The sequence below is a fragment of the Endozoicomonas sp. 4G genome (genome assembly GCF_023822025.1).
In the GTDB taxonomy this organism is placed as follows: Bacteria; Pseudomonadota; Gammaproteobacteria; order Pseudomonadales; family Endozoicomonadaceae; genus Endozoicomonas_A.
In genome coordinates, this window is sequence record NZ_CP082909.1 from 3,922,882 (window position 1) to 3,946,633 (window position 23,752).

Sequence of the window (23,752 nt, forward strand, 5' to 3'; positions counted from 1 at the left end):
CTCGTGTTTGCTCAACTCGTGTTTGCTCAACTCGCTTGTTGGTTCAAACGTCTGCTCAAGTCTTCAACAGCTTCATTCAGGGCGGTCACCTCTCGACTGAAAGTGTCGATTTCCGGCTCAGAAGGAACCAGCTCCAGCTCTTCCTGAAGGTAAGCTGCTCCGTGGCCAGAAAGCGTGGCTCCTAAACCTGCGAAGGTCGAGGTTAGCAAGCGCAGTCCTTCAGCCAGTGAATGCCCGGCTACCGGGCCCATCTGCTCACAGATCAGGCTTTCCCAGTCAAGCTCCATCTTTCGATGAGTGGCTTCCAGCGCTCCCAGAATATTCTGGTCTCCCGAGACTTCTAAGCCACTGACGGCAGCCCAGGAAGATTCCCGATTGCTGGCAAGCATGATAAAACTGCTCAATGGCCCCCGCAGGGTGACATCCACAATACCTTCATGCCAGCCCGCACAACGAACCCCTAAAGAGTCGAGAAAAACGTAGCCATTAAAATCAGGTTGAAGACAAATGAAATGAACAACGCTGCCGTCCAGGGACTTCAGAGCCTCGGCTGTGACAGGATCCAGCTTTAGCAGCTGATTGACCCGGGTCTCCAGAAACGCCAGAAATGCCGTCTTCATCATAATCAGGGTTTGATGCCTTTGTGCAGGGCAACAATGCCTCCGGTCATGTTGTGATAAGTGGTATTCACGAAACCGGCCTCTTTCATCATGGCTTTCAGGGTTTCCTGGTCCGGATGCTTGCGAATACTCTCAGCCAGGTAGCGATAACTCTCTGAATCACCCGCCACCAGCTTGCCTATGGCCGGCAACAGATAGAAGGAATAAACGTCATAGGCTTTGGTCAGCAGAGGATTACTGGTCTTTGAGAACTCCAGAACCAGCAAACGACCGCCAGGCTTAAGAACCCGGCACATGGAGCGCAGGGCTTCGTCCTTGTCAGTCACATTTCGCAGGCCAAAGGCGATGGTTATGCAGTCGAAGGTGTTCTCCGGGAAAGGCAGGCACTCGGCGTTGGCCTGAACGTACTCAACATTCCCGACAATGCCCTGATCAATCAAACGATCACGACCAACCCTGAGCATGGATTCATTGATATCAGCCAGCACAACCCGACCGGTATCGCCTACCAGACGGGAAAACTGTTTGGTGAGGTCACCGGTACCACCGGCAATATCCAGCACCTGATGACCTTTGCGCACTGCCGAAAGCTCTATGGTAAAACGCTTCCAGAGCCGGTGAACGCCCATGGACATCAGGTCATTCATCACATCGTAGCTGCCAGCCACTGAGTGAAAAACACCCGCCACCAGTCTCTCTTTATCATCAGGTTTGACATCTTTGTAACCAAAGTGCGTCTTATCCTGGTCTCTTACCTTCTCAGTCATCCAGTTCTCCGCCCCAGTACCAGAAAACGATCCGAACCCTGTCTTTCGATTTACGGGTGCTGGCAAGCATTCGGGAAAAATTGCGGGCTATTGTAATTTCAACGCTTTCTGACGACAACACTGCCAATGGAATAACCCGCTCCGAAAGAACAGATCACACCACAGCTACCTGCCTCAAGGTCAATCGAGTGCTTATGGAAGGCAATGATTGATCCGGCAGAACTGGTATTGGCGTACTCATCCAGAATAACCGGTGCTTCTTCAGAGGTTGCTTCACGGCCCAGTACTTTCCGTGAAATCAGCTGGTTCATGCTCAGGTTTGCCTGATGCAGCCACAGACGAGAGAGTTCTCCAGAGGTCAGCCTCAACTCATCCAGATGACCGGCAATGATCTCTGCTACTTTCGGACAGACTTCCTTGAACACCTTGCGGCCATTCTGCACAAACAGTTTATCCGGTTGTCCGATGCCGGACTCATCCGTGCGATTCAGAAATCCAAAATTATTACGGATATGGTTGGAAAACTGAGTCCAGGCTTTGGTACCCAGAATTTCAAAGCCCCGCTCGTTTCTGGCAACACTGTCGGCTTCAACCACTACAGCAGTAGCGGCATCTCCGAAAATAAAGTGACTGTCACGATCCCGGAAATTCAGATGACCCGACGTGATCTCGGGACTGATCACCAGTACCCTTTGCGCGTTACCGGCAAGAATGGCGTCCGTCGCCGCTTTGATACCAAAGGTTGCAGAAGAACAGGCAACATTCATATCGTAAGCGTAACCCGATGCCCCCAGGTAATATTGCACTTCAACAGCAACGGCAGGATACGCCCTTTGCAGGTTAGAACAGGCGACAATCACCAGATCCACCTCTTCTGGCCTTACCCGGGCCTGGGAAAGGGCATCTCTGGCGGCATGCAACGCCATTTCACACTGAACGGAAATTTCTTCGTTATCTCGCTCGGGCAGGTAGGGCACCATACGACCAGGGTCAAGAACACCTTCCCGGTCCATAACGTAGCGGCTTTTAATGCCCGATGCTTTTTCAATAAAGGCACTGCTGCTCAATGGCAGAGGCTCCCTTTCACCAGCAGCAATAGCCTGCTGGTGCTGGTCATTTTCTTTTTGAGCCCAGTCGTTATAGCTCGCGACCAGCTCATCATTGCTGATGGAACTGGTCGGGGTATACAACCCCGTTCCTGTAATAATTGCAGCGACAGCCATGCTTGTTCCGATCACCTTGTCTTTATGTGCTCCGTGATCGTATATCATGCATCATGGTAATAAAACCTTAATATCCGGATCACTGTCAGCAATCAACCCGTATTACGCATTCCTGCGGCAATGCCGGCAATGGTGATCATCAGGGCCTGCTCCAGGTTTTCACAATCCTCTCCCTCTTCTGAATGTCGTACCCGGTAAAGTAACTCTGCCTGAAGTACGTTCAGAGGGTCGGTATAAGGATTACGCAAAGCGATGGCCTGCTTGTTTTGAGGATGGTTAGACATCAACTCTTCCCCGCCTTTCAGCTCCAGCAGTGCCCGAACTGAAGTCTCCAGTTGCTCGCGCAGACGCCCCCCCAAATACTGCAACCCGGTGGGTACCAGCCGGTCTTCGTAGTATTCAGCCAGGTTGGCATCCGTTTTCATAAAGACCATCTCCAGCATTTCCAGTCGTGCCTGGAAGAAGGGCCACTGACTGATCATCGCTTCCAGAGTTTCCCTATGACCGCTTTCAAGGGCATTCCTCAGGGCAACTCCGCACCCAAGCCAGGTGGGCAGCATAAGACGAATCTGGGTCCAGGCGAATATCCATGGAATGGCCCGCAGACTTTCCACACCACCGTTCGGCTTACGCTTTGCCGGTCGGGAGCCCAGCGGCAGCTTGGCCAGCTCCTGTTCCGGCGTCACAGCACGAAAGTAAGGAACAAAATCAGGCTCATCCCGAACCATATTACGGTACGTTTGCAGGGAATCTGCGGCCAGCTGATCCATCATATCCCGCCAGCTTTGCTCTGGCGCAGGTGGCGGCAACAAGGTTGCTTCCAGAGTGGCGCTGGCATAAAGCATCAGGCTGTTAATCGCCACATCGGGGAAACCAAACTTGAAGCGGATCATTTCTCCCTGTTCAGTGACGCGCAGATTACCCTTCACAGAACCGGGGGGCTGGGAGAGAATCGCCGCACGGGCAGGGCCACCGCCACGACCAATGGTTCCGCCACGACCATGGAACAGGGTCAGCTCGACATTGTTTTCACCGCAGACTTCGGTCACCTCTTCCATGGCCCGATACTGAGCCCAGGCTGCCGCCATCCAGCCAGCATCTTTGGCAGAATCGGAATAACCAATCATCACCATCTGACCGCCATGACAATAACCACGATACCAGGGCAACGACAGTAGAGCGCGAATACACTCACTGGCACCGTCCAGGGCATCAAGGGTTTCAAACAGGGGAGCAATGGGCATGGCAAAATCAACACCGCACTCTTTAAGCAACAGTGCCACCGACAAGACATCGGACGGCGTATAGGCCATGGAAATAACATAAGCGCCTAATGCCTGCTGACCTTCCCGGGCAATCACACGACAGGTGGCAATGACTTCAGCTACTTCTTCGGAAGGCTGCCAACTGGCTGGAATCATGGGTCTGGGGTTTTGCAGTTCTTTCAGCAGAAAGGTCTGTTTTTCCTGTTCATCCCAACTCTGGTAATCGCCAATTCCCAGGGCCCTGGTCAATTCACTGATCGCCTGAGTATGTCTGCTCGCTTCCTGACGAATATCCAGACGTATCAGGGTGAGACCAAAACTGTGAGCACGACGGATCATGTCCAGTAGCGGGCCATCGGCAATGACGCCCAGACCGACGTCGTGCAGGGAGCGATAGCAAAGCTCCAGGGGCTCAATCAGGTCTTTATGTTCCAGCAGCACTTCTGAAGACCGGGGTCTGTCGACCAGTGAATATTCGCACCAGCGTCGGGTCTCCCTGAGACGTTCCCTGAGTTGCCTGAGAACCACCCGGTAAGGCTCTCGGCACTCCCCCACCTTTTGGGTGATCTCTTCGTTGCACTCCGTCATGGAGAGTTCACCAATCAGGGGCTTCAGATCCCTGAGATACAAATCCGCTGCCATCCAGCGGCTCAATAACAGCACCTCCCGGGTCACCTCGGCAGTAACAAACGGGTTGCCGTCACGGTCTCCTCCCATCCAGGAAGAAAAACGGACCGGCACAGCATCCAGAGGCAGACCTATGTCGGTATGCTCCCTGAGCCGCTCATCCATGGCACGAACAAAGTCAGGCACCGCATTCCACAGCGAGTGCTCGATGGTGGCAAACCCACCCTTGGCCTCATCCACCGGCGTTGGCCGCTTCATCCTGAACTCATAGGTGTGCCAGGCCTGGGCAATCAACTGACGAAGACGCTCTTCAAGACGAGCCCGCTCTCTGAAACTAAGACGACTGCTTTCCAGCTTGCTGAGGCACTCAAACATTGATTCATGTTTCTGGATCAGGGTTCTGCGGGAAACTTCAGTGGGGTGAGCAGTCAACACCAGTTCCATATCAAGACTGGCCACGCTGTCTGCGATTTGCTCTTGGCTGAAACCCTGTTGCCTCAGCCTGGCCATCAGCTCATCAAAGTGATCCGGGACACAAAAAGCTTCGTTGTGGCTGACGGCAATGCTGTCGTATTGCTCAGCCAGGTTAGCCAGATTGAGAAAGTGGCTGAATGCCCGGGTAACGGGAACCAGATCGTCATCGGAAAGGTTTTTTAATTGATCCAGTAACACTTCCCGATCATCTTCACTGCCCGCTCTTGCCGCCTTGGAAAGTTGACGGATGCTTTCAATCCGATTGAAAAAAGCCTCGCCATGATGCTCTTTTATCGTTTGGCCCAACAGTGTCCCCAGCAGGTTCACGTTCCGACGCAAATTCGTCTTGCTGTCCGTCATAGATTTAACTTCCCAGGTTTTTAAAGCACGCCCACCCTATTCTGATGACGCACGACTTCGAGAATCACTCAGCCTATACCATAAAAACCGAATAAAAAAGCTTTCACAAACACCAACCAATACACGCAAATAAGCACATAGCGCACAAAACATGGACACGATTGATGACAAACCAGACAGACTGTCGCAGAATAGCAATTATTTCTGATTTATCCCCGGAGATGGTGTAGCATATTCATTTCATGATAAAGATAGCGAGCTTGCTTGCTTTTAACGAGGTATTAGCATGAACGAAACAGACCCCTATGAATGCACCAACTGCAACACCGTAGAAGTCGGCACCCTGATCCGCGACGATGATACCTGGGTGACTCTGGAGATTCGTGGCGACGAGGCCATTTCCGCCCAGGACAAGTTCAGCGAAATTGAAGAACGCGCTCTGTCTGTAGGATCAGGCAACTGCAAGATAAAATCGGAAACCTGCCAGGAAAACGGTATCACCGTGATTAAGGCGATGCTGGACTTTGACTGCGCCGCCGAGAAGCTGATCTTTGAAATGTCCCTGCGATAACCCTTCGCAGTCAACTGAATTGCGTTCAATCAACCTTAAAGCCCCTGATGCCGAGATACTCTTCTGGCCGGAACTGATAGCCCCCCAAGACGGTGAGTCCTTCTACCAGCAGCTTCTTTCTGGCATCCAGTGGCGTCAGGATCAAATCACACTGTTTGGAAAAACGTTTGATGTACCGCGGTTGCAGGCGTGGTATGGCGATCAGGGAATGACCTACCGCTACTCTGGACTGGAGCTAACACCAGAGCCCTGGACTCCGGTATTGCGAGCGTTAAAAGCAAGGGTTGAGCAAGCCTGTCACGGTTCATTTAACACGGTACTGCTAAACCTCTATCGTGATGGCAATGACAGCAATGGCTGGCATTCCGACGATGAAGCAGAGCTTGGGGAGCACCCTGTTATTGCCTCACTGAGCCTGGGTCAGGAAAGGCGTTTTCGGCTGAAACACAAACAGGGCAAATCAAAAGGCATCCAACCCTTGTCACTGGACTTGCCTTCCGGCTCACTGCTGGTGATGTCAGGCCCCACCCAGCGCTGCTGGCAGCACTGTATTCCCAAAACATCCAGAGATGTTTTACCCCGTATTAACCTGACTTTCAGAAATGTCATTGATGAGCCAGAATATCTACGGAAAAATAACAACCTGGTGGACAGCTAAGCAGAGACTTTTTACACTGCCCGCGCTCAAGAGCCAAAACAATAGCAATCAGATACAAGGTTTAAAACAATAATGACTGACGCCTTAGTGAAGCCTTCTTCCCGCTGGTTCTGGGTGTATTGCCTGATCCTGTTTGCCATTCTGGTCCGACTGTTCTCACTGGGCCTTTACCCCCTGATGGATACCTCAGAAGCTCGATACGGTGAAATCGTCAGACTGATGGTAGAGACGAACGACTGGATCATCCCTTATTTTGATTACGGCGTCCCTTTCCTGGGTAAACCTCCACTGTTTATCTGGCTTTCAGCGATAAGCTTCAAACTGTTTGGCATCAATGAGTTTGCCGCCCGCTTACCCTCTCTGGTGTGCGGCATAGGCACTCTGGCACTGGTCTGGAAGCTGGCCCGATTTCAAATGGGCAAGCAACAGGCAAACATTTCGGTACTGTTCCTGATCACCTCAGCCTCATTTATGGTTCTTTCCGGAGCCGTGCTGGCCGACCCGGTCATGACCCTGACCATCACCCTGATCCTCTGCGGCTTCTGGATCGGCTGGCACAGCGAAAACGCATCCGAAGCACGGCGCTGGCAGTATCTGTTTTTTGCGGGTTGCGGTCTGGCACTTCTGGCCAAAGGGCTCGCGGCCCTGGTTCTGGCAGGCGGCCCGATTTTCCTGTGGTGCCTGCCAAAAGGCAGATTGATCACACTGTGGCACAGATTCCCCTGGATCAAAGGTACGGTTCTGGCCGCCGCCATTGCCCTTCCCTGGTATATCAGTGCCGAGATACGCAACCCCGGCCTGCTGGAGTACATGTTTATTGGTGAACACTTTTCCCGCTACCTGGACTCCGGCTGGGACGGCGATGAATATGGCAATGCCCATGTTCATCCACTGGGATCCATCTGGGGCTACCTGCTGCTGGGAGGCTTTCCCTGGACATTCGTATTAATGGGAGCGGTTATCACCCAGCTCTGGAAAGGCTGGCGGAAGAAGCCCACCCTTAAGTTGCAGGAATGGGATTACTTCCTGCTTTGCTGGCTGCTCTTTCTGCCCGTGTTTTTCACGTTCACCGCCAATCTGATCTGGACATATACCCTGCCCGTTATGCCTGCCCTGGCACTGATTATTGCACGGCTGTTCGGGGAGAACTGGCCTGACCATTCTCGCAAACTGATCGCCCTGGCAACCCTGACCCCCTTGTTGATGATTGCCACCACCGTTGTCATGATGAATGACGGCGGTAAAAAATCACAAAAGTACCTGATCGAAAGTATGACGGCTCATACGGTAGAGCAGCCTGGTCATCTTATTTACTTTTTGAAGCGTCCCTTCTCTGCTCGCTTTTATTCTCACGGTCAGGCGTTGCTGGCCAACAGCGAAGAGGAAATCAGCAATCAGTTGCACGACGATCGCAGGGACTTTCTGGCTACTCGTGACGGCAACATCAATATACTGTCTGAGTCGCTGAGAGACCGTTTCGAAAAAGTATCCGAATACAGGAACTGGACCCTCTGGGTTGAGAAGGAGTAGCATGGGCAGGCATACCTCTTTTAATAAAGACAAGGCACTGGATAATGCACTCGCCCTCTTCTGGTCACGAGGGTTCTCAGCATCCTCCCTCAGGCAGCTGGAAGAGGCCACCGACCTGCACCCTGGTAGCCTGTATTATCACTTTAAAAACAAAGAAGGGTTATACCTGCAGGTTCTGCAATATTACATTGACCACTACCTGCAACTGAGAATTGACAAGCATCTTAGTTCAGGCCCTCCACTTGAAGGGCTGCGCCGATTCCTGACAGCCGGCTATCGTCATTCCCGCGATAGGCAATACCAGAACTGCTGCTTTCTGGCCTGTACCAGTACAGAGCTGCACTTGCTACCAGATCAGGCTGCAGAACTGGTCAGACAGGCTGTCGACAGGATTCAGCAGGCATTGCTGGCCCAGATTCTCAACAGTGCTGAAAAGAATCTGATCGCCCCCGGGCTGAGCAGCACGGATGCAGCCCGGGAACTCACCAGCTTCTTTCTGGGCCTTCAGTTAATGGCCAGAATCAATCCCAATCAGCATCAGTTAGATCTACTGGTAAAGCGCAGCCTTGGGCATATTCTGAACCCAAAAACATGACTGAGAAAAGGTGGCCTAGTCGTACAAGTCATCATCTTCTTCTTCTTCATAAAATCTGTCTTCTCCTGGTACCGTTTCCGATCCAGCTGACGTTCCGTTTTCAGGGGCGGGCGTATCCTGAAAACGGAATGGGATTCCGGTTTGGCCTTCCTTATACGCCTGAAAATTTTCATAACGGCGCATATCCATGGGTTTGACGCTGCGTCTCGCCGTGAGCATAGCTTGCTCAAAGTGGCTGCGCGTCAACATGTAATTGTCAAGGGACTCTTCAGCTTTCACTGGCTCACTTCCAGCCCCCTCCGAGGTGCGTTGGCTAGCGTACTCCCTGACTGCATGTCTTATTGCTGTCTGGCAGACTTCGCTAATATCCGCTCCCGAGAAACTTGGGGTTGCGCGAGCCAGCTGTCTTAAATCAACATTGTCCTGTACCGGGGTTTTACGCAGGACCGCTTTGAAAATATGCAGTCGGCTTTCATAATCCGGCAGCGGAATGTAGATATGCTTGTCGAAACGACCAGGTCGCATAATGGCTGGATCAAGAATATCCGGTCTGTTGGTGGCGGCAATGATGTAAATTTGATTCCGCTCAGTGATACCATCAATCTCGGTTAACAGTTGATTCAGAACGCGATCGCTTGCACCATTGGCGTCCCCTAGTGCCCCTCCCCTGTTAGTCGCTAAAGAATCAATTTCATCAAAAAACAGAATGCAGGGTGCTGATTGCCTGGCTTTTTCAAAAAGGTCGCGCACATTACGCTCTGACTCGCCAAACCACATAGTCAGCAACTCCGGTCCTTTTATAGAAATGAAGTTAGCCTGACAATCGTTGGCCAGAGCCTTGGCTAACTGTGTTTTGCCACAACCAGGAGGGCCGTACAGAAGCACACCCCGTGATGTTTTCTGACCAAAATGCTTGAGCAGCCCGGGAAATTCCAAGGGGTTGCGAACCATTTCATTCAATGTCTTTTTGGTCTCCGCCATGCCGCCGATGTCTTCCCAGGTCACAGCGGGTATCTCAACATAGGTTTCTCTGAGAGCGGATGGGCTGGAGGAACCCAGAGCCTGTTCAAAATGAGCATGAGTGATTTCCAGGCTATCTAAAAGCTCGGCATCAAGGCTCTGTCCATCCTCCAGGGTAGTAATATCTACTTTTTGCCTGATACAGAGCACAGCAGCATCACTAATAAGCTGTGCGATGTCTGCGCCGGTGAAGCCGTGGCAGCTTTTTGCAATCGTTTCCAGATCCACATCATCGGACAGTTTTTTGTCTCTGGTGTGAACCTGAAGAATTTCCAGACGACCGACCTCGTCAGGCACACCGATATGGATTTCTTTATCAAACCGGCCAAAACGGCGCAGTGCCTGGTCAATCGAATTAGCCCTGTTGGTGGCTGCCAGAACTATAACCTGATGCCTGGACAGCAAACCATCCATCAAGGTAAGCAATTGAGCTACAATCCGTCGCTCCACTTCACCCTGGGTTTTATCACGTTTGGGAGCTATGGAATCAATTTCATCAATAAAAATAATGGCAGGCGCGTTTTTTTGAGCTTCATCAAAAGCCTTTCTCAGGTTGGACTCTGACTCACCTGACATTTTGCTCAAAATTTCCGGGCCATTAATCAGAAAGAAGAAGGCGCCGCTCTCGTTGGCAGTGGCCCGGGCAATCATTGTTTTTCCAGTTCCCGGTGGTCCAGTCAGGAGTATTCCTTTTGCAGGGCTAGCGTTCAGGGTATAAAACAGTTGTGGGTAACGCAGGGGAAGCTCAATAATTTCGCGTATGTTTCGAATCTGTGGTCCAAGCCCACCAATGTCATCATAACCAATATTCCCAATTGAAGACTCATCCTGCCGATCAACGGGCTCGCCTTCACAGTAAAGTACAGTGTCCGGAGAAACTATGCAGCTACCCACCGGATCCGTTTCCATCACCCGGAACTCCACGGTTCGCATGGCTGCCCTGATAGGAATGATGTCGCCTTTAGTAACAGGTCGATACGCTTCGTTAAAAAATGGCTTCAAATACACATCAAACAAGTTACCGGTTATGCCTGCAATGCTTTCTTTTGTTGGCAATATATGCACCCGTTTACCGTACTTAATGTCAGGCATCTGGGTGACTCTGACTGGATCGCCCAACGACAGCTTAAGATTGCTCCGGGTGGACCTGTGCATCTTGATCGTGCCTAATGTCTGATTCTGCTCCGATAAAAGAATAGCTACAGTAGTCTTTTTTAATTTGCCGGTTAGCAGGACAGTATCTCCGCGAAATATTGATAACCGTCGCATATCCTCCGGTGACATTGTGACTATGGAAGAATCGTCACTTTTACTCGCTTCAACCCAAAAACGGTCGGAAGCTGGCTGACCTTCTGCACCAGAAGCGGATGGGAGCGGCGCAGGAGACTCCTGTTCCGACATGCCTTCTCCGCCAGGGTTTCCTCCGCCATCAGGTGACGGACTGGCGGACCTCAACGATATGTCTCCTGGCGCCTCAGCTAAGTTTTCGGGGGGCTCGGAGGGAGGGGTTCCCGGACTCCGTGGCACTTTCCGGACTCGCCAGTGCCATTGATGCCAACCACCTCCGGCAGCGAGTCTGGGGCCGAAATATTCTGGATACAGGTACTCAAGCCAGGCCTGAAAGTGCAATGACAGGAGCCGCCGGTATTCTTCCTCACTGATATAACGGGTCTGGTTATTCTCACTCAGTCTATAAACGACGTTGCCATTCTGATCAATCATTCTCGTGGCCATGAGTCTATTGGCCGCTGACGGTGCTGTCTCCTGACCACTCCAAAGGGGGGCGTCTTTGAATGATGGGGCAATGGTTTCTGACAGGTCCATAATCCATTCTCGCCCATCATCAAAGCCCCAGCTCAGACAGGCTTCATCATCGCAATTGTGGGGAATAAGCTGGATCGTCGTTTTAGTGTCCGGTGTTATGCCGCCGTTTGAGCCGGGAGGCCCGGGCAATATTTCTGCCTGTGGTTCTGGGGAAGGTTCTCCCCTGCCTTTGCCAGGGAACACCCAGGTCCATTGATCCGGGGCTCCCTGCTCCGGGGCCAGTTTAATATTCAGCTCGTCTGGCAGGGGCAGGCAGCCTGACTTGTAGGTAGGATGAGGGTCGTCAGGCTGAATGCAAAAGGAGGGTTCAGGCTTCGCCTTCTGGCTGGTACCAAAATTGGGAAAAGAGTTGGAAAAAGAGTTGGGAAAATGGTTGAAAGAGGTACGGTAGGCAAGTGGGAGTAACAGGATGGGCAACGGGATACTGGATGGATTGTAAATGCCTGGAGCGGTGCCGGCATAGCTCGTCGACACGAGCGCCCCACCCTGACCGGACAAGACTTTGAGAGGTGCTACCAAAAACGAAATACCCAGAAATAACATCGGCAGTGAAAGCAATTTTATATTGATGCCGTTCAGATAAGAATTTTCTGATCGCTGAGGAATATACAACAAAGACAGAATAAAATAGAACATAATCTGGCACTTAATAATCGTCCTGTTTGGGGCTTAAGTAATCAGCCCTGTTGAATGGCCTTTGCCAATTGGAGACTTTTATATAGCACCGCTCTTGCCAGTGTGCCATGAACAGAGACAGTATCAGTGAATTTTTTCCGGAGGACAGGTAGCAGTACGCCAAAATCGAAGGACAACTCCTTGCCGTTAAAATCAACTTTGGCAGTGTCATCATTAACAAAGTGATTGGACGAAACCTGCTTTTACGTATTAAATATTCGGGTTAGACAACCACTATTGCTTTCAAGACTATTAATTTATGGCCATTCAACAAATCATTGTCCACCAGCTCAAACAAGCTCCCGGCAGCGATTCCCTGACCGCTATTCCTGCGGGTCATAGCCTGCCCCCCACTCCAGCCCTGGAAGCCATGCTGGATGACCTGCTGCAAACCTACAACAAGAAACAAGACAAACAGTACGGTCAGTTCAACCCCGATGCCGAAAGTCCTTTCCCAGCCGAACTGGGTGATTACCTGGAAGAAAAAATGGACTTTACGGCCCTGACCCGGAACACTCTGAACCGGCTTTTAGAACAGCTCGGTCAGGCGGGAGCACTGGGGGGAGGCTACCTGCTGTTTGCTGATTACCAGCAGGGCCTGACCCGCTACTTCATGCTTTGTATGCTGACCAGCAATGTCAGCGTAACCGTGGCCGATGATCTTTCTATTCAGGATGTCGCTTATCTTGATACGGCCAGAATGCCGCTGGCCTGCCGCATTAATATTACCGAATGGCAGGGCAACGAAAACAGCGGTCGCTACCTCTCTTTCCTGCGACCCCGTGGTGGCCGTCGACTGAGCGATGTGTTTCAGGAAGCCCTGGGCTGCAATGAAACCAGTAATAGCAAGGAAGAGGCTGACACGCTGGTCAGCGCTGTAAAAGAGTACGCCAGGGAAGCACCTTCGCTGGAAAATCACAGGGAAGTCAGCCGACAGGTCTATGACTTTTGCCAGACCAAAATAGACGAAGGAGACGCCCTGACTCTGGATGAACTGACCGGCTACCTGAGTGAAGCGGGCTCCGATGATTTTGCCCGCTTCGTCAACACCCGGGACTACGACATGAGTCAGCCCATGGCACCAGAAAAACGCACTCTGACCAAACTGGTTAAGTACACGGGTCGCAGCAAGGGACTTAATATTGCTTTTGATGCCGAGCTGCTCGGCACTCAGGTAGTGTACAACAAAGACCTGAACCAGCTGGTGATCAAGGAAGTTCCTGCCAAACTCAAGGAGCAACTGGAAAGCAACAACTGACGTTTAAATCAGGCAGTGTTTGCATGCCCTCACCTGCTTTGGTAGAACTACTTTAGTGGAGCTGTTTTAATTGAACTAGTACACGGTTTCAATGTAATTGACGGGTTCCCTATATCGATGGCACCCAAACTCCGTTCACCCTGAGCGGAGTCGAAGGGTGGTTGGCACGGTCTTCATTGTTGCTTCGGAGTCCACATCCTTCGACTCCGCTCAGGATGAACGTAGATTGTTCACATCAAACTCATTGAAGCGACGTACTATCCAGAGGTTGTTCACCATTTTGTTGAGGGCTGCCAACATCAATAAACTATTTCGGGGTTTTCACGATCAAGTGATAGCCGGAGCATCCGATAAATAAGGGATGATTTCACTGTTTCCGGACCCCGCCATGTCTAAAGCTCATTTACTGGCTGCACTGCTTTTTCTCCTGACTTTTATGCACCAGACTGTAGCCTCAGAGCCGTCTGTTAAAAACACCCCATTAACGCCTGAGCATCTTCTGGAGCAGGAGTTATTGCTGAACCAGCTGATCGTCAATATTCACCTGCTCCAGATTGATTTTCTCAATAAGGACGCCAGGGAGAACCTTCAGGACAACCTGACTCTTCTGAACCAAAGCATCCCGGCCCTGCCAGAACAGTCCAGCGATCAGGAAACCTCAAAGTTGCTCTTATCAACTCTGGCGCTGTGGCCTATTATCAGCCGACACGCCGCCTGGATGGCAGACCTGCCCGCTCACTCTGCCCCCCCGGCAGCCAACACACTGCTGTTGGCGCTGGCCAAGATGGACAGACAGCTACTGCTGCTGAGACAAAAAATTCTGAACCAAAACCCGCTTAAAAATAAAAAGCTCAGCTTTCTGGAACAGGCATTACTTATGGAACGCCTGTCTCGCCAATACCTCAGCCTGACTCTTTCAGAATTAAAAAAAGACAAAAGCGCGTCCGGTCGGCTGCAACTGCAAACACTGACTCAACATTTCGAACAGAAGCTGTTAAAACTGGGTAAACAATACAGCGGCCACGCCCATGCTGCCAAACCGATCCAACAGGCTCAGGTGACCTGGAACTTCATCAAGATGGGCTTAGAGCAATTTCCAGAAAAAACGATTCCTGAATTGGTAGCTCGCTATGGCAGTGCCATTGTCAGACAGATGACTTCTGCACATAAGATGTTCTGACCTGCAAAAAGACATCCGCTTCTCCCCAGGGAAAGCTAACAGGAAACGACTCCTGCTGCTCAAAAATACCCGGTACAGGGCAATACTCCTGAAGAGGATAGCTGACGGAAATCACTCTGCTCCCGGGTTTCAGAGCCAACATTCTGAGCGTCAGGCAACGAATAGTGAGATCATCCAGATTGGATGCATAGAGATAAATAACAGTCGCCTCCGAAAGATCCACCTCCAGATAATCCCCTTCAATGACGTTGAGCTTATCCAGTTGCAATCTCTGACTGACACGCCGGAGTCTCTGGCAAAACGTGGGAATCTGTTCGATTGATGTCACCCTGACACCCGCAAAAGCCGCCATCCAGAGCGAAGTAAAACCACTGCCTGCCCCCAGTTCAAAAACATGATCCCCGGACGTTATTTCAGACGTTTCACAGATTTCAGCCATCACGGTTAAAGGCGTTTCACCGTAGAGATACAAGTCATCTGACTGTTTTTTAATCAGAAAACGCTTACTGACCCGGAACGGGTTGTCCAGCAGATAGCGGAGCTTCAACTCCAGAAAGGCTTTAAGAAATGTGCGATGAGATGAGTAACGACGAAATACCCTGAACAGTTCGACCCACTCGAAATATTGAACTTTTAACGCCAATAAAAACAGTTTCACTCGCAGTGCCCGGTTTTCACATTATTGGACTAGATTGATTGAGTGCCTGAGTTCAGTCAACCGGGATCGAAGGATTAATTGGTACGATTGTTTAGATCATTTTGGCTATTTCTCTGCCAAATTCAGACTGTCTATTGGCAGATTGGCTGCTTAAATAGCATACTCAAGGGGGCTCACCGAGAATACGGAGTAGCAAATGGAAAGAACCCAAACCCGTCTGCGCCCTGAAGACCAGGCCAACGTTGACCGTTTTATCAGTACTGGAACCAATGCTACTGAGCGCAACCGTTTCAGACCTTTAAAGCTGATGTTCTGGCTGGCCGTGGTCATTGTCATGCTCGGCGTAATCAGCCGCCTGATAGGCGTCCTTATTTTGGGATAAAAATAGAGAGAATAATGTGACTGATCAGCTCCATAAAATAGTGATTGTCGGAGGAGGTGCCGGAGGACTCGGGTTAGCCACCAGACTGGGAAAGAAACTGGGCAAAAAGAAGAAAGCCCGGATTACCCTGGTGGATGCTCGAAATACACATTTCTGGAAACCTCTGTTACACGAAGTGGCCGCCGGCACCCTGAATGCCTTTGAAGATGAGCTAAGTTACCTGGCTCAGGCCAAGTGGAATCATTTTCACTTTCTGCCCGGCAGAATGTCCGGTTTGGATCGGGATAATAAAACCATTACCCTTGCCCCCATTAACGACGAAACCGGAGCTGAAGTCGTTCCCGAGCGCAGCCTGGAGTACGATGACCTGGTGATCTGTCTAGGCAGCACCGCTAACGACTTTAATACTCCGGGTGCCGTGGATCACTGCCTGTTTCTGGACAACCGGGAACAAGCGGAAAGAGTTCACACCACGCTTCTGAACCATTACCTTCACGCCCAGGCTTCTGACGAGAAATCGCCTGAGCTAAACATCGCCATTATCGGTGCCGGAGCAACAGGGGTTGAACTGGCGGCAGAGCTTCATCATGCAGCGATAGAGCTGGCCCGATATGGTCTGGATGCGATTCAACCCAATAAAGTCAAGATCACCCTCATAGAAGGCAGCGACCGAATACTTCCTGCCCTGCCCGCTCGTATCAGCAACAGTGTTCACAAACAACTGCAAAAAATGGGGGTGGTTGTACAGACCCACCAGCTGGTGAGCGAAATCACGGACAAAGGCTTAAACACCAAAAGCGGTGACTTTATCGACTCTGATCTCAGCATCTGGGCAGCAGGCATCAAAGCCCCGGCGTTTCTGAAAGATATTGCCGGCCTTGAAACCAACCGAATTAACCAGCTGCTGGTCAGACCCACCCTGCAATCGACTCTGGATGATCACATCTACGCGCTGGGTGACTGCGCCAGCTGTACGCTGCTGGGCAGTAACGGCGAGTCGATCACCATCCCGCCCAGGGCTCAGGCCGCTCACCAACAAGCTGAATTACTCGCCAGGAGCCTGACGGGAAGACTTCTGGAAGGCCAGGCTCCTTTACCCTTTACCTATAAGGATTACGGCTCTCTGATCTCTCTGAGTCGCTCCAGTGCCGTTGGTAACTTAATGGGAGCTATCACGGGTGGCGATATGATGGTGGAAGGGATGATGGCCAAGATGTTTTACATCAGCCTTTACCGAATGCATCAGGTGGCGCTGTTTGGTCGATTCAGGACCGGGGCGCTGATTCTGAAAGACTTTATCGGGAAAACAACGCGTCCCCATTTAAAGTTGCATTAATGCATTTTCAGAATGCAGAACAACAAAAAGCCAGTTCAATGAACTGGCTTTTTGTTGTTGATGTGGTGGGTCGTGTAGGATTCGAACCTACGACCAATTGGTTAAAAGCCAACTGCTCTACCAACTGAGCTAACGACCCACGGTGCCTTCTGAATACGCAATCCAGAAAGTAAACTCTTGTTTAAGCGTTTAAAGTGGCTCCCTGAGCTGGACTCGAACCAGCGACCCAATGATTAACAGTCATTTGCTCTACCAACTGAGCTATCAGGGAATAAATATGGTGGGTCGTGTAGGATTCGAACCTACGACCAATTGGTTAAAAGCCAACTGCTCTACCAACTGAGCTAACGACCCACGGTACCTTCTGAATACGCAATTCGGAAAGTAAACTCTTGTTTAAGAGTTTGAAGTAGCTCCCCGTTCACAACTCGCTGCGAACCAGAGCGGCGCTAATAGTACCCATCCCCCCTACCCTTGTAAAGCCTTCTAAAAAGGCTTTTTTATTAGTAAATACCGCACAAGAACGTGGTTGCTCCAGTAAAATCAAATAGCATGAATCAACATGAAACTTGCTGAAATAATCTGGAACCCCTAAAATAACCTCAAAGGTTAATTTTGCTGTATGAAAAAAACACTGAATAGCCGCACAAAGCCTACGTATCCATTGGCAGAAATTAAAAAACAGTTCAACTCTCAAAAAGGGTTGAGAATGACATTTTCAGCCAGACAGGGTGCAGTTAGCATTGGCTTCAGTGACTACGATGTTATAGCGGCAATACAGGCGCTGAAAGAATCTGACTTCTACAAAAGCATGGTTCCATTAACTGAAAGCTTTAAACATTGGCAAGATGTCTATAAGAGCTGTTTTGCTGGTGTTGAGTTGTACATCAAGTTTCAGAGAGCAAAAAACGGTCAGTTTTTTATGCTGATCTCATTCAAAGAGAAGTAAATGGAGGTAAATATGAGCGTTCAATGTGAACTCTGTGGCGAGCAAGCCTGCAGAGAAATCAGGCCCATGGAGTACTCGTACAAAGGCCATTCAATCACGCTTGATCAGCCAGGTGTTTATTGCGATTCATGCGGTGAGGTTTTGCTTGAGCCGGAGGATTTAAAGGCCACCAGAGCGAATCTCATGGAGTTTCACGCAAATGTGGACGGCATTTTGGGCCCTTCACAGATAAAGCGAATTAGAAAACTGTTGAATATGACCCAAAAAGAGTTAGGTCTATTACTGGGTGGTGGACCTAATGCATTTAGTCGCTACGAACAAGGCATTACGGCTGCGCCCAGAGCCGTTTCGATTGCACTAAGACTACTTGCCAGGCATCCCGAAGATGTGAAACAGGTGACCGACTCCTTTGCAACGCAACCTTCTCAGGATTTCACGCAGATTTCTGGTTGATTTTTACAGCCTCAGGCAACTCACCTGTCTCAATCACAGAACTCTTTGAATTAGGTTATGCTTGCTTTGATAGGAGATTAAGATGGGATGATTCACTACAACGCTACTGTTATTATCGACTCAACAGCGGTTCATAGTAGAAAAATATGGCTCCCCGAGCTGGACTCGAACCAGCGACCCAATGATTAACAGTCATTTGCTCTACCAACTGAGCTATCGGGGAAGAAAGTGGTGGGTCGTGTAGGATTCGAACCTACGACCAATTGGTTAAAAGCCAACTGCTCTACCAACTGAGCTAACGACCCAAGCCGTTTATTAGACACGCAGCCTGATAAACCTTCAATTCTTCAATCAAATGTGATTAGAAAGAATTGGCTCCCCGAGCTGGACTCGAACCAGCGACCCAATGATTAACAGTCATTTGCTCTACCAACTGAGCTATCGGGGAATCGTTGCCAGAGATGCTTTACATCATCACCTGACGGCAGCGAATATTAATGAGATTTCTGGCTGAGTCAAGTCCTTCTCCCCTGCTTTGTTCAAAAAATTTCTGAAAAAAAGCAACAGAAATAACTCTTCGGTATGTGAACTACTCGCCCCTAAAGGGGCGAGCTTCCAATACTAAGCAAGCTACCGGAGTAGTTACCGTTCTTTTCTTTTTTGACGTTTCACTGCGAGCTGCGGAAGAGGGCTTGCCCTTTCCCGGCTTACGGTTCGCTCCACGTCCTTTAGTCAGCACAGGAATTCCTTTGCCAACCAACTCCGTTCCAGAGTCCATGAAAAACTTAATTGCTCGTTTCTTGATTACGATGCTGGCGTTTCTGTCAGCGTTGTCAAAGTGTCCACATTGACCGCAAAGAAACCGTTCTTGTGTCTTGCGGTTGTCGGGGTGAGTGTGACCGCAATCAGCACACTCTTGACTCGTAAAGGGTGCAGGCACTTTGAAGACTGCTTTGCCTGCTCTTGCTGCTTTATATCGGGTGTAGGTTTCCAGCTTGTGCCATCCTACGTTGAGAATGGCCTTATTCAGTCCGGCTTTTTGTTTCGCCTTGTTGGAGATGAACTTCCCGTTTTGATCTTTTTTTGGCTTTGGCCTGCGAGTCATTTTTGAGGTTTTCAGATCCTCGAAAACAATGACCCTGGCCTTGCTATCGACCATTTTCCTGCTGGTTTGGTGGCAGAAGTCTTGCCGAATGTTGGCTACTTTCTTGTGCTGCCTGCTAATCCTGCTCTTTGTTTTCTGACGACGGTTAGAGCCTTTGGTTTGGCGAGACAAACGGCGCTGAAACCTCTTTAGGTATCGCTGGCGCTTATCCATGCTCTTTATCTGGTTTTCTGTAAAGTCGTAAGGCTTAACGCCAGTATGAACAGGTATAGCAACACCTCGATCCACACCGATAACATGCTCTTCCAGCCACTCTTTGGAAGCACCTTTAAGGTATTCCAAATGCTCTTTTTCTGTTGCTGGCTCTTCTGATCCATCGTCATAGCAGAAAGAAACGGAGTACTGACCAGCCTCTTTTCTAATATAAATGGATTTTGGTTCGCTGAATGGACGGTGAGTTTTAAACGACAAATAACCAATATTATTAGTCTTTGTACCAATGAAAAGACGGGTTACACCATCTTCACAGATATCGAACCGGAACACTTCATTGGTGAGGTAAATGCTACCCTTGTCTGTCTTGGCTTTTTTCTTTGGTTTACCGCACAAGCCATTCATGTACTTCCGGTAGGTCTTATACCAGTTGGTAGCCGAGTTTCTGATTATCTGACTGGGACAATCGGATAACCAGGGTGATAACTCTTCGCTTTTGAATTGGGCTGCCTTTGTGTCAATAGGGGCATACGTACCTATGGGGCAGTATTTTTTTGCGTAAGTGCTGTAATAGCGATGTTCATCACATTTTGCATTCCAGATAAACCGAGCGCAGCCCATCCACTGAGACAGAACCAACTTTTGCTGATCTGTTGGATTGGCTTTGAGTCGGATACCTTGAAGCATTACATAACCTGTTGAATTGAATGGCTTCATGCTAGTCTGGCTAGAAATATCTGTCAAATATGAGGTTTGTATGTACGAATGGAGATCGTGTAGATCATGTGTATTTAGGAATAACGTACATCTAGTATTTGTTACTAAATACCGTACAAACGAGTTCAGCAGGGAAATGGTAGGCAAGCCAAAGGGAAAGTCGTCTTATACATTAAGGCGTGAATACTGGGAGCGCATAAAGCCGATGTTATGGGGGAAACACTTCTGAAGAAAGCCAGAGAACACCGCCTTCAGAAAAGTCTGTTAAAACTTCTAAGCGACTGTCACAGCAAGGCTAACGCCTTGCGCTGGCTAGACCCGCCCCTGAAGGAACGGGTTTGCGCCAGCATTTCGATCAAAAACAGAAAAAGCCACCCGAAGGCAGCCTTTTCAATCATCGAATGATGAAGCCTGTGATTACAGGCCTTCAGCACTCTCAGACAGGTACTTGGCAACACCCGCAGGGGATGCATCCATACCTTTGTCGCCCTTGCTCCAGCCAGCCGGGCAAACTTCGCCATGCTCTTCGTGGAATTGCAGAGCGTCAACCAGACGAACCAGCTCATCCATGTTACGACCCAGGGGCAGATCATTAACGATCTGGGAGCGAACGACTCCATCCTTATCGATCAGGAAAGCACCACGGAAAGCAACACCACCTTCAGACTCAACATCGTAGGCTTTACAAATATCGTGAGCCATATCAGCTGCCAGAGTGTACTTGACAGGACCGATGCCGCCTTCACTGACCGGTGTGTTACGCCATGCGTTGTGAGAGAAGTGAGAGTCGATGGAAACACCAATCACTTCAACGTTGCGCTCTTTAAACGCATCGATGCGGTGATCCAGAGCGATCAACTCAGAAGGACAAACGAAAGTGAAGTCCAGCGGATAGAAGAACAGAATACCGTACTTGCCACGAATCGCTTCGGACAGGGTAAACTCTTCAACAATCTCGCCATTGCCCAGGACGGCAGGAACAGTAAAGTCAGGAGCTTTCTTGCCAACCAGTACGCCCATGAATTTAATCTCCAAGGTTTAGTATGTATCGCTGCGATCATGCAACTATTGCAGTGATCGCAATTATTGAAGCGACATTATGATACACCTGACAACGGCCTTCGCCTATCAACCCCAGCATAAATATCTATGAATTTTCTCTTTCAACTGATAGATAAAACCTATCACTTTTCAGCAATCCATTAATTTAAGTGCCGCTTGCTACAGACGGCAGGAGGCACAGCCTACAGACAAGAGATCCAGCACTGGCTCCAATCAATAACGCTAATAAGACATATTCTCATTATTTTTCAACAAGTTATCTTTGACAGAAAGCAGTTAGGTTCCATACTTCGAGTGCCTGTAGTTTTTAGAGATAGTTTTTAGAGATAGTTTTTAGAGACAGGCACTTCACAGTGATTGAAGTAACACACTTTCTTAACTTCATAAGTGTATGGAGCCTCTGTTATGCAAGGCGAAAAAATTGTCCTGGATCACCTGAATCAAGTACTGATGAACGAGCTGACTGCCATTAATCAGTATTTTCTGCACGCACGAATGCTGAAGAACTGGGGGGTCAACAAACTCGGTCAGTTTATATACAAGGAATCCATTGATGAAATGTGGCACGCCGACTGGCTGATCGAGCGCATTCTTTTTCTGGAGGGTATGCCCGACTTTAAATACATGCAAAAGCCGATCCTGGCTAAGGATGTTAAAGCCATCCTGGAAGCTGACCTGCAACAGGAACTGATAGCTATTCCACCTTTAAAGGAGGCCATTGAAGTCTGTGAAAAGGCGGCTGATTACGGCTCGCGCCAGTTACTGGAAAAAATTCTGGCGGCAGAAGAAGAGCACATGGACACTCTGGAAATCCATCTGAACCGCATCAAAACCATGGGAATGGAAAATTACATACTCTCTCAAAGTGAGGAGGATTAGGTAGGGAGGATCAGATCCTCTCTACCCTGAAGAAGACCAAAACTATTCAGCTTCTTGCTCTTTGTTGGCAGCGGCCTTGACCATCTTCTGAAGGTCACCGCTGTTATACATTTCAATCAGAATGTCGCTGCCACCCACCAGCTCCCCCTTGATCCACAGCTGCGGGAAGGTTGGCCAGTTGGCGTATTTTGGCAGGTTGGCACGAATGTCCGGGTTCGCCAGAATATCTACGTAGGCGAACTGCTCGCCACAGGCCATCAGAACCTGCACCGCTTTGGAGGAAAATCCACACTGAGGCAGCTTGGGAGAACCTTTCATGTAGAGCAGAATGTCATGGGTTTCAATCTGCTCTTTAATTTGATCCATGATATCCATGAAATCACCTCATTACCGAAAATGGAATCAACGGCTTAAAACAAGCTGTTGGCACTGGCACCGCATTCTAAAGAAAATACCTTACTAACACCATTGGTTATACCGAAGTCTGGACAGATATTACCCCTGAGCCTGAGGCCATTTGCCATTGGCAATGTAAGTAGGCATCCTGATAGGTGACAGAAATAACAAAACGTATAATTCGGGTATTCATTAACAGGATTCATTCTCTCTTTCATGCTGCTTTACCTATTGGATTTGTTTGGCACCGCCGTCTTTGCCATCAGCGGAGCCTGGCTGGCCTGCCGCAAGGATATGGATATTTTTGGGGCGTTGGTTCTGGCGTTTGTCACTGCCGTGGGCGGTGGCACCATTCGCGATGTCCTGTTAGGGGCAACGCCGGTTTTCTGGGTGCAGAATCATGATTATGTTCTGGTCATTCTTGCCTCCACCCTGTTGGCGATTTTGATCAGACGCTGGCACGAGAAAACCCATCATCTGATGTTGCTTTCTGATGCACTGGGGCTGGCGGTATTTACTGTGATTGGTGTCACCAAAGCGCTGGATTTTGGCGCTTCAGCCATTGTCGCGGTTATGATGGGCGTACTCACCGGCTGTGGTGGTGGTGCTATTCGCGATCTGCTTTCCGGTGAAGTGCCGCTGGTGCTGAAAAAAGAAGTGTATGCCTTTGCCGCCATGGCGGGTGGAGCGCTCTTTGTTGTATTAAAGCCCCATATTGGTATCAATGAGGCAACACTGCTTTCTGCAGGTCTGGTTTTGTTGCTCAGACTGTTGGCTCTTTATAAGAAATTATCACTCCCCCGTTTTCACCTGCCTCCCATCGCCCGCTGACCTGAAGAGGGCTCTGATATAGCTATTTGATCAGAGCCTTTATGTTTTTAATAACAATTGCTCACTGATTGTCGTTTATAGTTGTAAAAACAAAGCACGAAAGCGTTTCTGCGTCTATACCTTT

Annotated in this window: 21 protein-coding genes and 6 tRNA genes; 12 read left to right on the plus strand and 15 right to left on the minus strand. The window is 49.7% G+C overall.

Going from position 1 to position 23,752, the window contains the following annotated elements; all coding sequences use genetic code 11:
- Positions 1–26: 26 nt before the first annotated feature.
- The 4 genes from K7B67_RS15190 to ppc form a co-directional block, all read right to left on the minus strand.
- A complete protein-coding gene (locus K7B67_RS15190) occupies positions 27–623 on the minus strand; it encodes an SCP2 sterol-binding domain-containing protein (protein ID WP_252176742.1) in 597 nt (198 codons plus the stop codon).
- A gap of 2 nt (positions 624–625) precedes the next feature.
- Positions 626–1,387: a bifunctional demethylmenaquinone methyltransferase/2-methoxy-6-polyprenyl-1,4-benzoquinol methylase UbiE gene (gene ubiE, locus K7B67_RS15195; RefSeq protein ID WP_252176743.1), complete on the minus strand. Its 762-nt coding sequence runs from the start codon at positions 1,385–1,387 to the stop codon at positions 626–628.
- A 98-nt stretch (positions 1,388–1,485) separates the two neighbouring features.
- Positions 1,486–2,610: a beta-ketoacyl-ACP synthase III gene (locus K7B67_RS15200; protein ID WP_252176744.1), complete on the minus strand. Its 1,125-nt coding sequence runs from the start codon at positions 2,608–2,610 to the stop codon at positions 1,486–1,488.
- Positions 2,611–2,702: 92 nt separating this feature from the next.
- Positions 2,703–5,336 carry a phosphoenolpyruvate carboxylase gene (ppc, locus tag K7B67_RS15205; RefSeq protein WP_252176745.1) on the minus strand — a complete coding sequence of 878 codons (2,634 nt, stop codon included), beginning with the start codon at positions 5,334–5,336 and terminating at the stop codon, positions 2,703–2,705.
- Positions 5,337–5,622: 286 nt separating this feature from the next.
- Here ppc and K7B67_RS15210 point away from each other — a divergent pair, with 286 nt between their 5' ends.
- The 4 genes from K7B67_RS15210 (at position 5,623) to K7B67_RS15225 (ending at position 8,690) form a co-directional block, all read left to right on the plus strand.
- Positions 5,623–5,907 (plus strand): DUF406 family protein, encoded by a 285-nt coding sequence (locus tag K7B67_RS15210; protein WP_252176746.1) that lies wholly within the window; start codon positions 5,623–5,625, stop codon positions 5,905–5,907.
- Positions 5,908–5,926: 19 nt separating this feature from the next.
- The gene (locus K7B67_RS15215) at positions 5,927–6,565 is read left to right on the plus strand and encodes an alpha-ketoglutarate-dependent dioxygenase AlkB (RefSeq protein ID WP_252176747.1); all 639 of its coding nucleotides are present in this window, start codon (positions 5,927–5,929) and stop codon (positions 6,563–6,565) included.
- 72 nt (positions 6,566–6,637) lie between these two features.
- The gene (locus K7B67_RS15220) at positions 6,638–8,095 is read left to right on the plus strand and encodes a glycosyltransferase family 39 protein (protein WP_252176748.1); all 1,458 of its coding nucleotides are present in this window, start codon (positions 6,638–6,640) and stop codon (positions 8,093–8,095) included.
- 1 nt (position 8,096) lies between these two features.
- A complete protein-coding gene (locus K7B67_RS15225) occupies positions 8,097–8,690 on the plus strand; it encodes a TetR/AcrR family transcriptional regulator (RefSeq protein ID WP_252176749.1) in 594 nt (197 codons plus the stop codon).
- A 15-nt stretch (positions 8,691–8,705) separates the two neighbouring features.
- Here K7B67_RS15225 and K7B67_RS15230 read toward each other — a convergent pair whose 3' ends face one another.
- Complete coding sequence (locus K7B67_RS15230; RefSeq protein ID WP_252176750.1) at positions 8,706–12,008, minus strand: AAA family ATPase; 3,303 nt, start codon at positions 12,006–12,008, stop codon at positions 8,706–8,708.
- 460 nt (positions 12,009–12,468) lie between these two features.
- Between K7B67_RS15230 and K7B67_RS15235 the strand changes: the two genes are divergently transcribed.
- Positions 12,469–13,467 carry a nucleoid-associated protein gene (locus K7B67_RS15235; protein ID WP_252176751.1) on the plus strand — a complete coding sequence of 333 codons (999 nt, stop codon included), beginning with the start codon at positions 12,469–12,471 and terminating at the stop codon, positions 13,465–13,467.
- A gap of 388 nt (positions 13,468–13,855) precedes the next feature.
- A complete protein-coding gene (locus K7B67_RS15240) occupies positions 13,856–14,647 on the plus strand; it encodes a hypothetical protein (RefSeq protein ID WP_252176752.1) in 792 nt (263 codons plus the stop codon).
- Here K7B67_RS15240 and K7B67_RS15245 read toward each other — a convergent pair.
- Complete coding sequence (locus tag K7B67_RS15245; protein WP_252176753.1) at positions 14,613–15,290, minus strand: rRNA adenine N-6-methyltransferase family protein; 678 nt, start codon at positions 15,288–15,290, stop codon at positions 14,613–14,615. The genes K7B67_RS15240 and K7B67_RS15245 overlap by 35 nt on opposite strands.
- A 211-nt stretch (positions 15,291–15,501) precedes the next feature.
- Here K7B67_RS15245 and K7B67_RS15250 point away from each other — a divergent pair, with 211 nt between their 5' ends.
- A complete protein-coding gene (locus K7B67_RS15250; protein WP_252176754.1) occupies positions 15,502–15,687 on the plus strand; it encodes a DUF3094 family protein in 186 nt (61 codons plus the stop codon).
- Between the two features lie 16 nt (positions 15,688–15,703).
- Positions 15,704–17,023, plus strand: coding sequence for an NAD(P)/FAD-dependent oxidoreductase (locus K7B67_RS15255; protein WP_252176755.1), 1,320 nt, complete (start codon positions 15,704–15,706; stop codon positions 17,021–17,023).
- Between the two features lie 63 nt (positions 17,024–17,086).
- Here the strand turns inward: K7B67_RS15255 and K7B67_RS15260 are convergent.
- From K7B67_RS15260 to K7B67_RS15270, 3 genes are all read right to left on the minus strand, one after another.
- Positions 17,087–17,162 (minus strand) — tRNA-Lys (locus K7B67_RS15260).
- Positions 17,163–17,218: 56 nt separating this feature from the next.
- Positions 17,219–17,294 (minus strand) — tRNA-Asn (locus tag K7B67_RS15265).
- Positions 17,295–17,301: 7 nt separating this feature from the next.
- Positions 17,302–17,377, minus strand: a tRNA-Lys gene (locus K7B67_RS15270).
- Positions 17,378–17,645: 268 nt separating this feature from the next.
- Between K7B67_RS15270 and K7B67_RS15275 the strand changes: the two genes are divergently transcribed.
- Both K7B67_RS15275 and K7B67_RS15280 read left to right on the plus strand, forming a co-directional pair.
- The gene (locus K7B67_RS15275; protein WP_252176756.1) at positions 17,646–17,972 is read left to right on the plus strand and encodes a type II toxin-antitoxin system MqsR family toxin; all 327 of its coding nucleotides are present in this window, start codon (positions 17,646–17,648) and stop codon (positions 17,970–17,972) included.
- 12 nt (positions 17,973–17,984) lie between these two features.
- Positions 17,985–18,425 (plus strand): type II toxin-antitoxin system MqsA family antitoxin, encoded by a 441-nt coding sequence (locus K7B67_RS15280; RefSeq protein WP_252176757.1) that lies wholly within the window; start codon positions 17,985–17,987, stop codon positions 18,423–18,425.
- 147 nt (positions 18,426–18,572) lie between these two features.
- Here the strand turns inward: K7B67_RS15280 and K7B67_RS15285 are convergent.
- The 5 genes from K7B67_RS15285 to K7B67_RS15305 all read right to left on the minus strand — a co-directional run bounded on the left by K7B67_RS15285 (position 18,573) and on the right by K7B67_RS15305 (position 21,480).
- Positions 18,573–18,648, minus strand: a tRNA-Asn gene (locus K7B67_RS15285).
- A 6-nt stretch (positions 18,649–18,654) separates the two neighbouring features.
- Positions 18,655–18,730: transfer RNA gene (locus K7B67_RS15290), tRNA-Lys, on the minus strand.
- A gap of 67 nt (positions 18,731–18,797) precedes the next feature.
- Positions 18,798–18,873 (minus strand) — tRNA-Asn (locus K7B67_RS15295).
- Positions 18,874–19,014: 141 nt separating this feature from the next.
- Complete coding sequence (locus K7B67_RS15300; RefSeq protein ID WP_252176758.1) at positions 19,015–20,430, minus strand: transposase; 1,416 nt, start codon at positions 20,428–20,430, stop codon at positions 19,015–19,017.
- Between the two features lie 447 nt (positions 20,431–20,877).
- A complete protein-coding gene (locus K7B67_RS15305; RefSeq protein WP_252176759.1) occupies positions 20,878–21,480 on the minus strand; it encodes a peroxiredoxin in 603 nt (200 codons plus the stop codon).
- A gap of 447 nt (positions 21,481–21,927) precedes the next feature.
- Between K7B67_RS15305 and bfr the strand changes: the two genes are divergently transcribed.
- Positions 21,928–22,401 carry a bacterioferritin gene (gene bfr, locus K7B67_RS15310; RefSeq protein ID WP_252176760.1) on the plus strand — a complete coding sequence of 158 codons (474 nt, stop codon included), beginning with the start codon at positions 21,928–21,930 and terminating at the stop codon, positions 22,399–22,401.
- Between the two features lie 42 nt (positions 22,402–22,443).
- Here bfr and grxD read toward each other — a convergent pair whose 3' ends face one another.
- The gene (gene grxD, locus K7B67_RS15315) at positions 22,444–22,776 is read right to left on the minus strand and encodes a Grx4 family monothiol glutaredoxin (RefSeq protein ID WP_252176761.1); all 333 of its coding nucleotides are present in this window, start codon (positions 22,774–22,776) and stop codon (positions 22,444–22,446) included.
- Positions 22,777–23,013: 237 nt separating this feature from the next.
- On the opposite strand from grxD, the gene K7B67_RS15320 reads away from it, so the two are divergent.
- Positions 23,014–23,628: a trimeric intracellular cation channel family protein gene (locus K7B67_RS15320; RefSeq protein ID WP_252176762.1), complete on the plus strand. Its 615-nt coding sequence runs from the start codon at positions 23,014–23,016 to the stop codon at positions 23,626–23,628.
- Positions 23,629–23,752 lie beyond the last annotated feature (124 nt).

What these genes read in the sequence shown, in the direction of transcription:
- K7B67_RS15190 (WP_252176742.1), bottom strand. Translation starts at nt 623, where the DNA reads ATGATGAAGACGGCATTTCTGGCGTTTCTGGAGACCCGGGTCAATCAG.
- ubiE (WP_252176743.1), bottom strand. Translation starts at nt 1,387, where the DNA reads ATGACTGAGAAGGTAAGAGACCAGGATAAGACGCACTTTGGTTACAAA.
- K7B67_RS15200 (WP_252176744.1), bottom strand. Translation starts at nt 2,610, where the DNA reads ATGGCTGTCGCTGCAATTATTACAGGAACGGGGTTGTATACCCCGACC.
- ppc (WP_252176745.1), bottom strand. Translation starts at nt 5,336, where the DNA reads ATGACGGACAGCAAGACGAATTTGCGTCGGAACGTGAACCTGCTGGGG.
- K7B67_RS15210 (WP_252176746.1), top strand. Translation starts at nt 5,623, where the DNA reads ATGAACGAAACAGACCCCTATGAATGCACCAACTGCAACACCGTAGAA.
- K7B67_RS15220 (WP_252176748.1), top strand. Translation starts at nt 6,638, where the DNA reads ATGACTGACGCCTTAGTGAAGCCTTCTTCCCGCTGGTTCTGGGTGTAT.
- K7B67_RS15225 (WP_252176749.1), top strand. Translation starts at nt 8,097, where the DNA reads ATGGGCAGGCATACCTCTTTTAATAAAGACAAGGCACTGGATAATGCA.
- K7B67_RS15235 (WP_252176751.1), top strand. Translation starts at nt 12,469, where the DNA reads ATGGCCATTCAACAAATCATTGTCCACCAGCTCAAACAAGCTCCCGGC.
- K7B67_RS15240 (WP_252176752.1), top strand. Translation starts at nt 13,856, where the DNA reads ATGTCTAAAGCTCATTTACTGGCTGCACTGCTTTTTCTCCTGACTTTT.
- K7B67_RS15250 (WP_252176754.1), top strand. Translation starts at nt 15,502, where the DNA reads ATGGAAAGAACCCAAACCCGTCTGCGCCCTGAAGACCAGGCCAACGTT.
- K7B67_RS15275 (WP_252176756.1), top strand. Translation starts at nt 17,646, where the DNA reads ATGAAAAAAACACTGAATAGCCGCACAAAGCCTACGTATCCATTGGCA.
- K7B67_RS15280 (WP_252176757.1), top strand. Translation starts at nt 17,985, where the DNA reads ATGAGCGTTCAATGTGAACTCTGTGGCGAGCAAGCCTGCAGAGAAATC.
- K7B67_RS15300 (WP_252176758.1), bottom strand. Translation starts at nt 20,430, where the DNA reads ATGCTTCAAGGTATCCGACTCAAAGCCAATCCAACAGATCAGCAAAAG.
- K7B67_RS15305 (WP_252176759.1), bottom strand. Translation starts at nt 21,480, where the DNA reads ATGGGCGTACTGGTTGGCAAGAAAGCTCCTGACTTTACTGTTCCTGCC.
- bfr (WP_252176760.1), top strand. Translation starts at nt 21,928, where the DNA reads ATGCAAGGCGAAAAAATTGTCCTGGATCACCTGAATCAAGTACTGATG.
- grxD (WP_252176761.1), bottom strand. Translation starts at nt 22,776, where the DNA reads ATGGATATCATGGATCAAATTAAAGAGCAGATTGAAACCCATGACATT.
- K7B67_RS15320 (WP_252176762.1), top strand. Translation starts at nt 23,014, where the DNA reads ATGCTGCTTTACCTATTGGATTTGTTTGGCACCGCCGTCTTTGCCATC.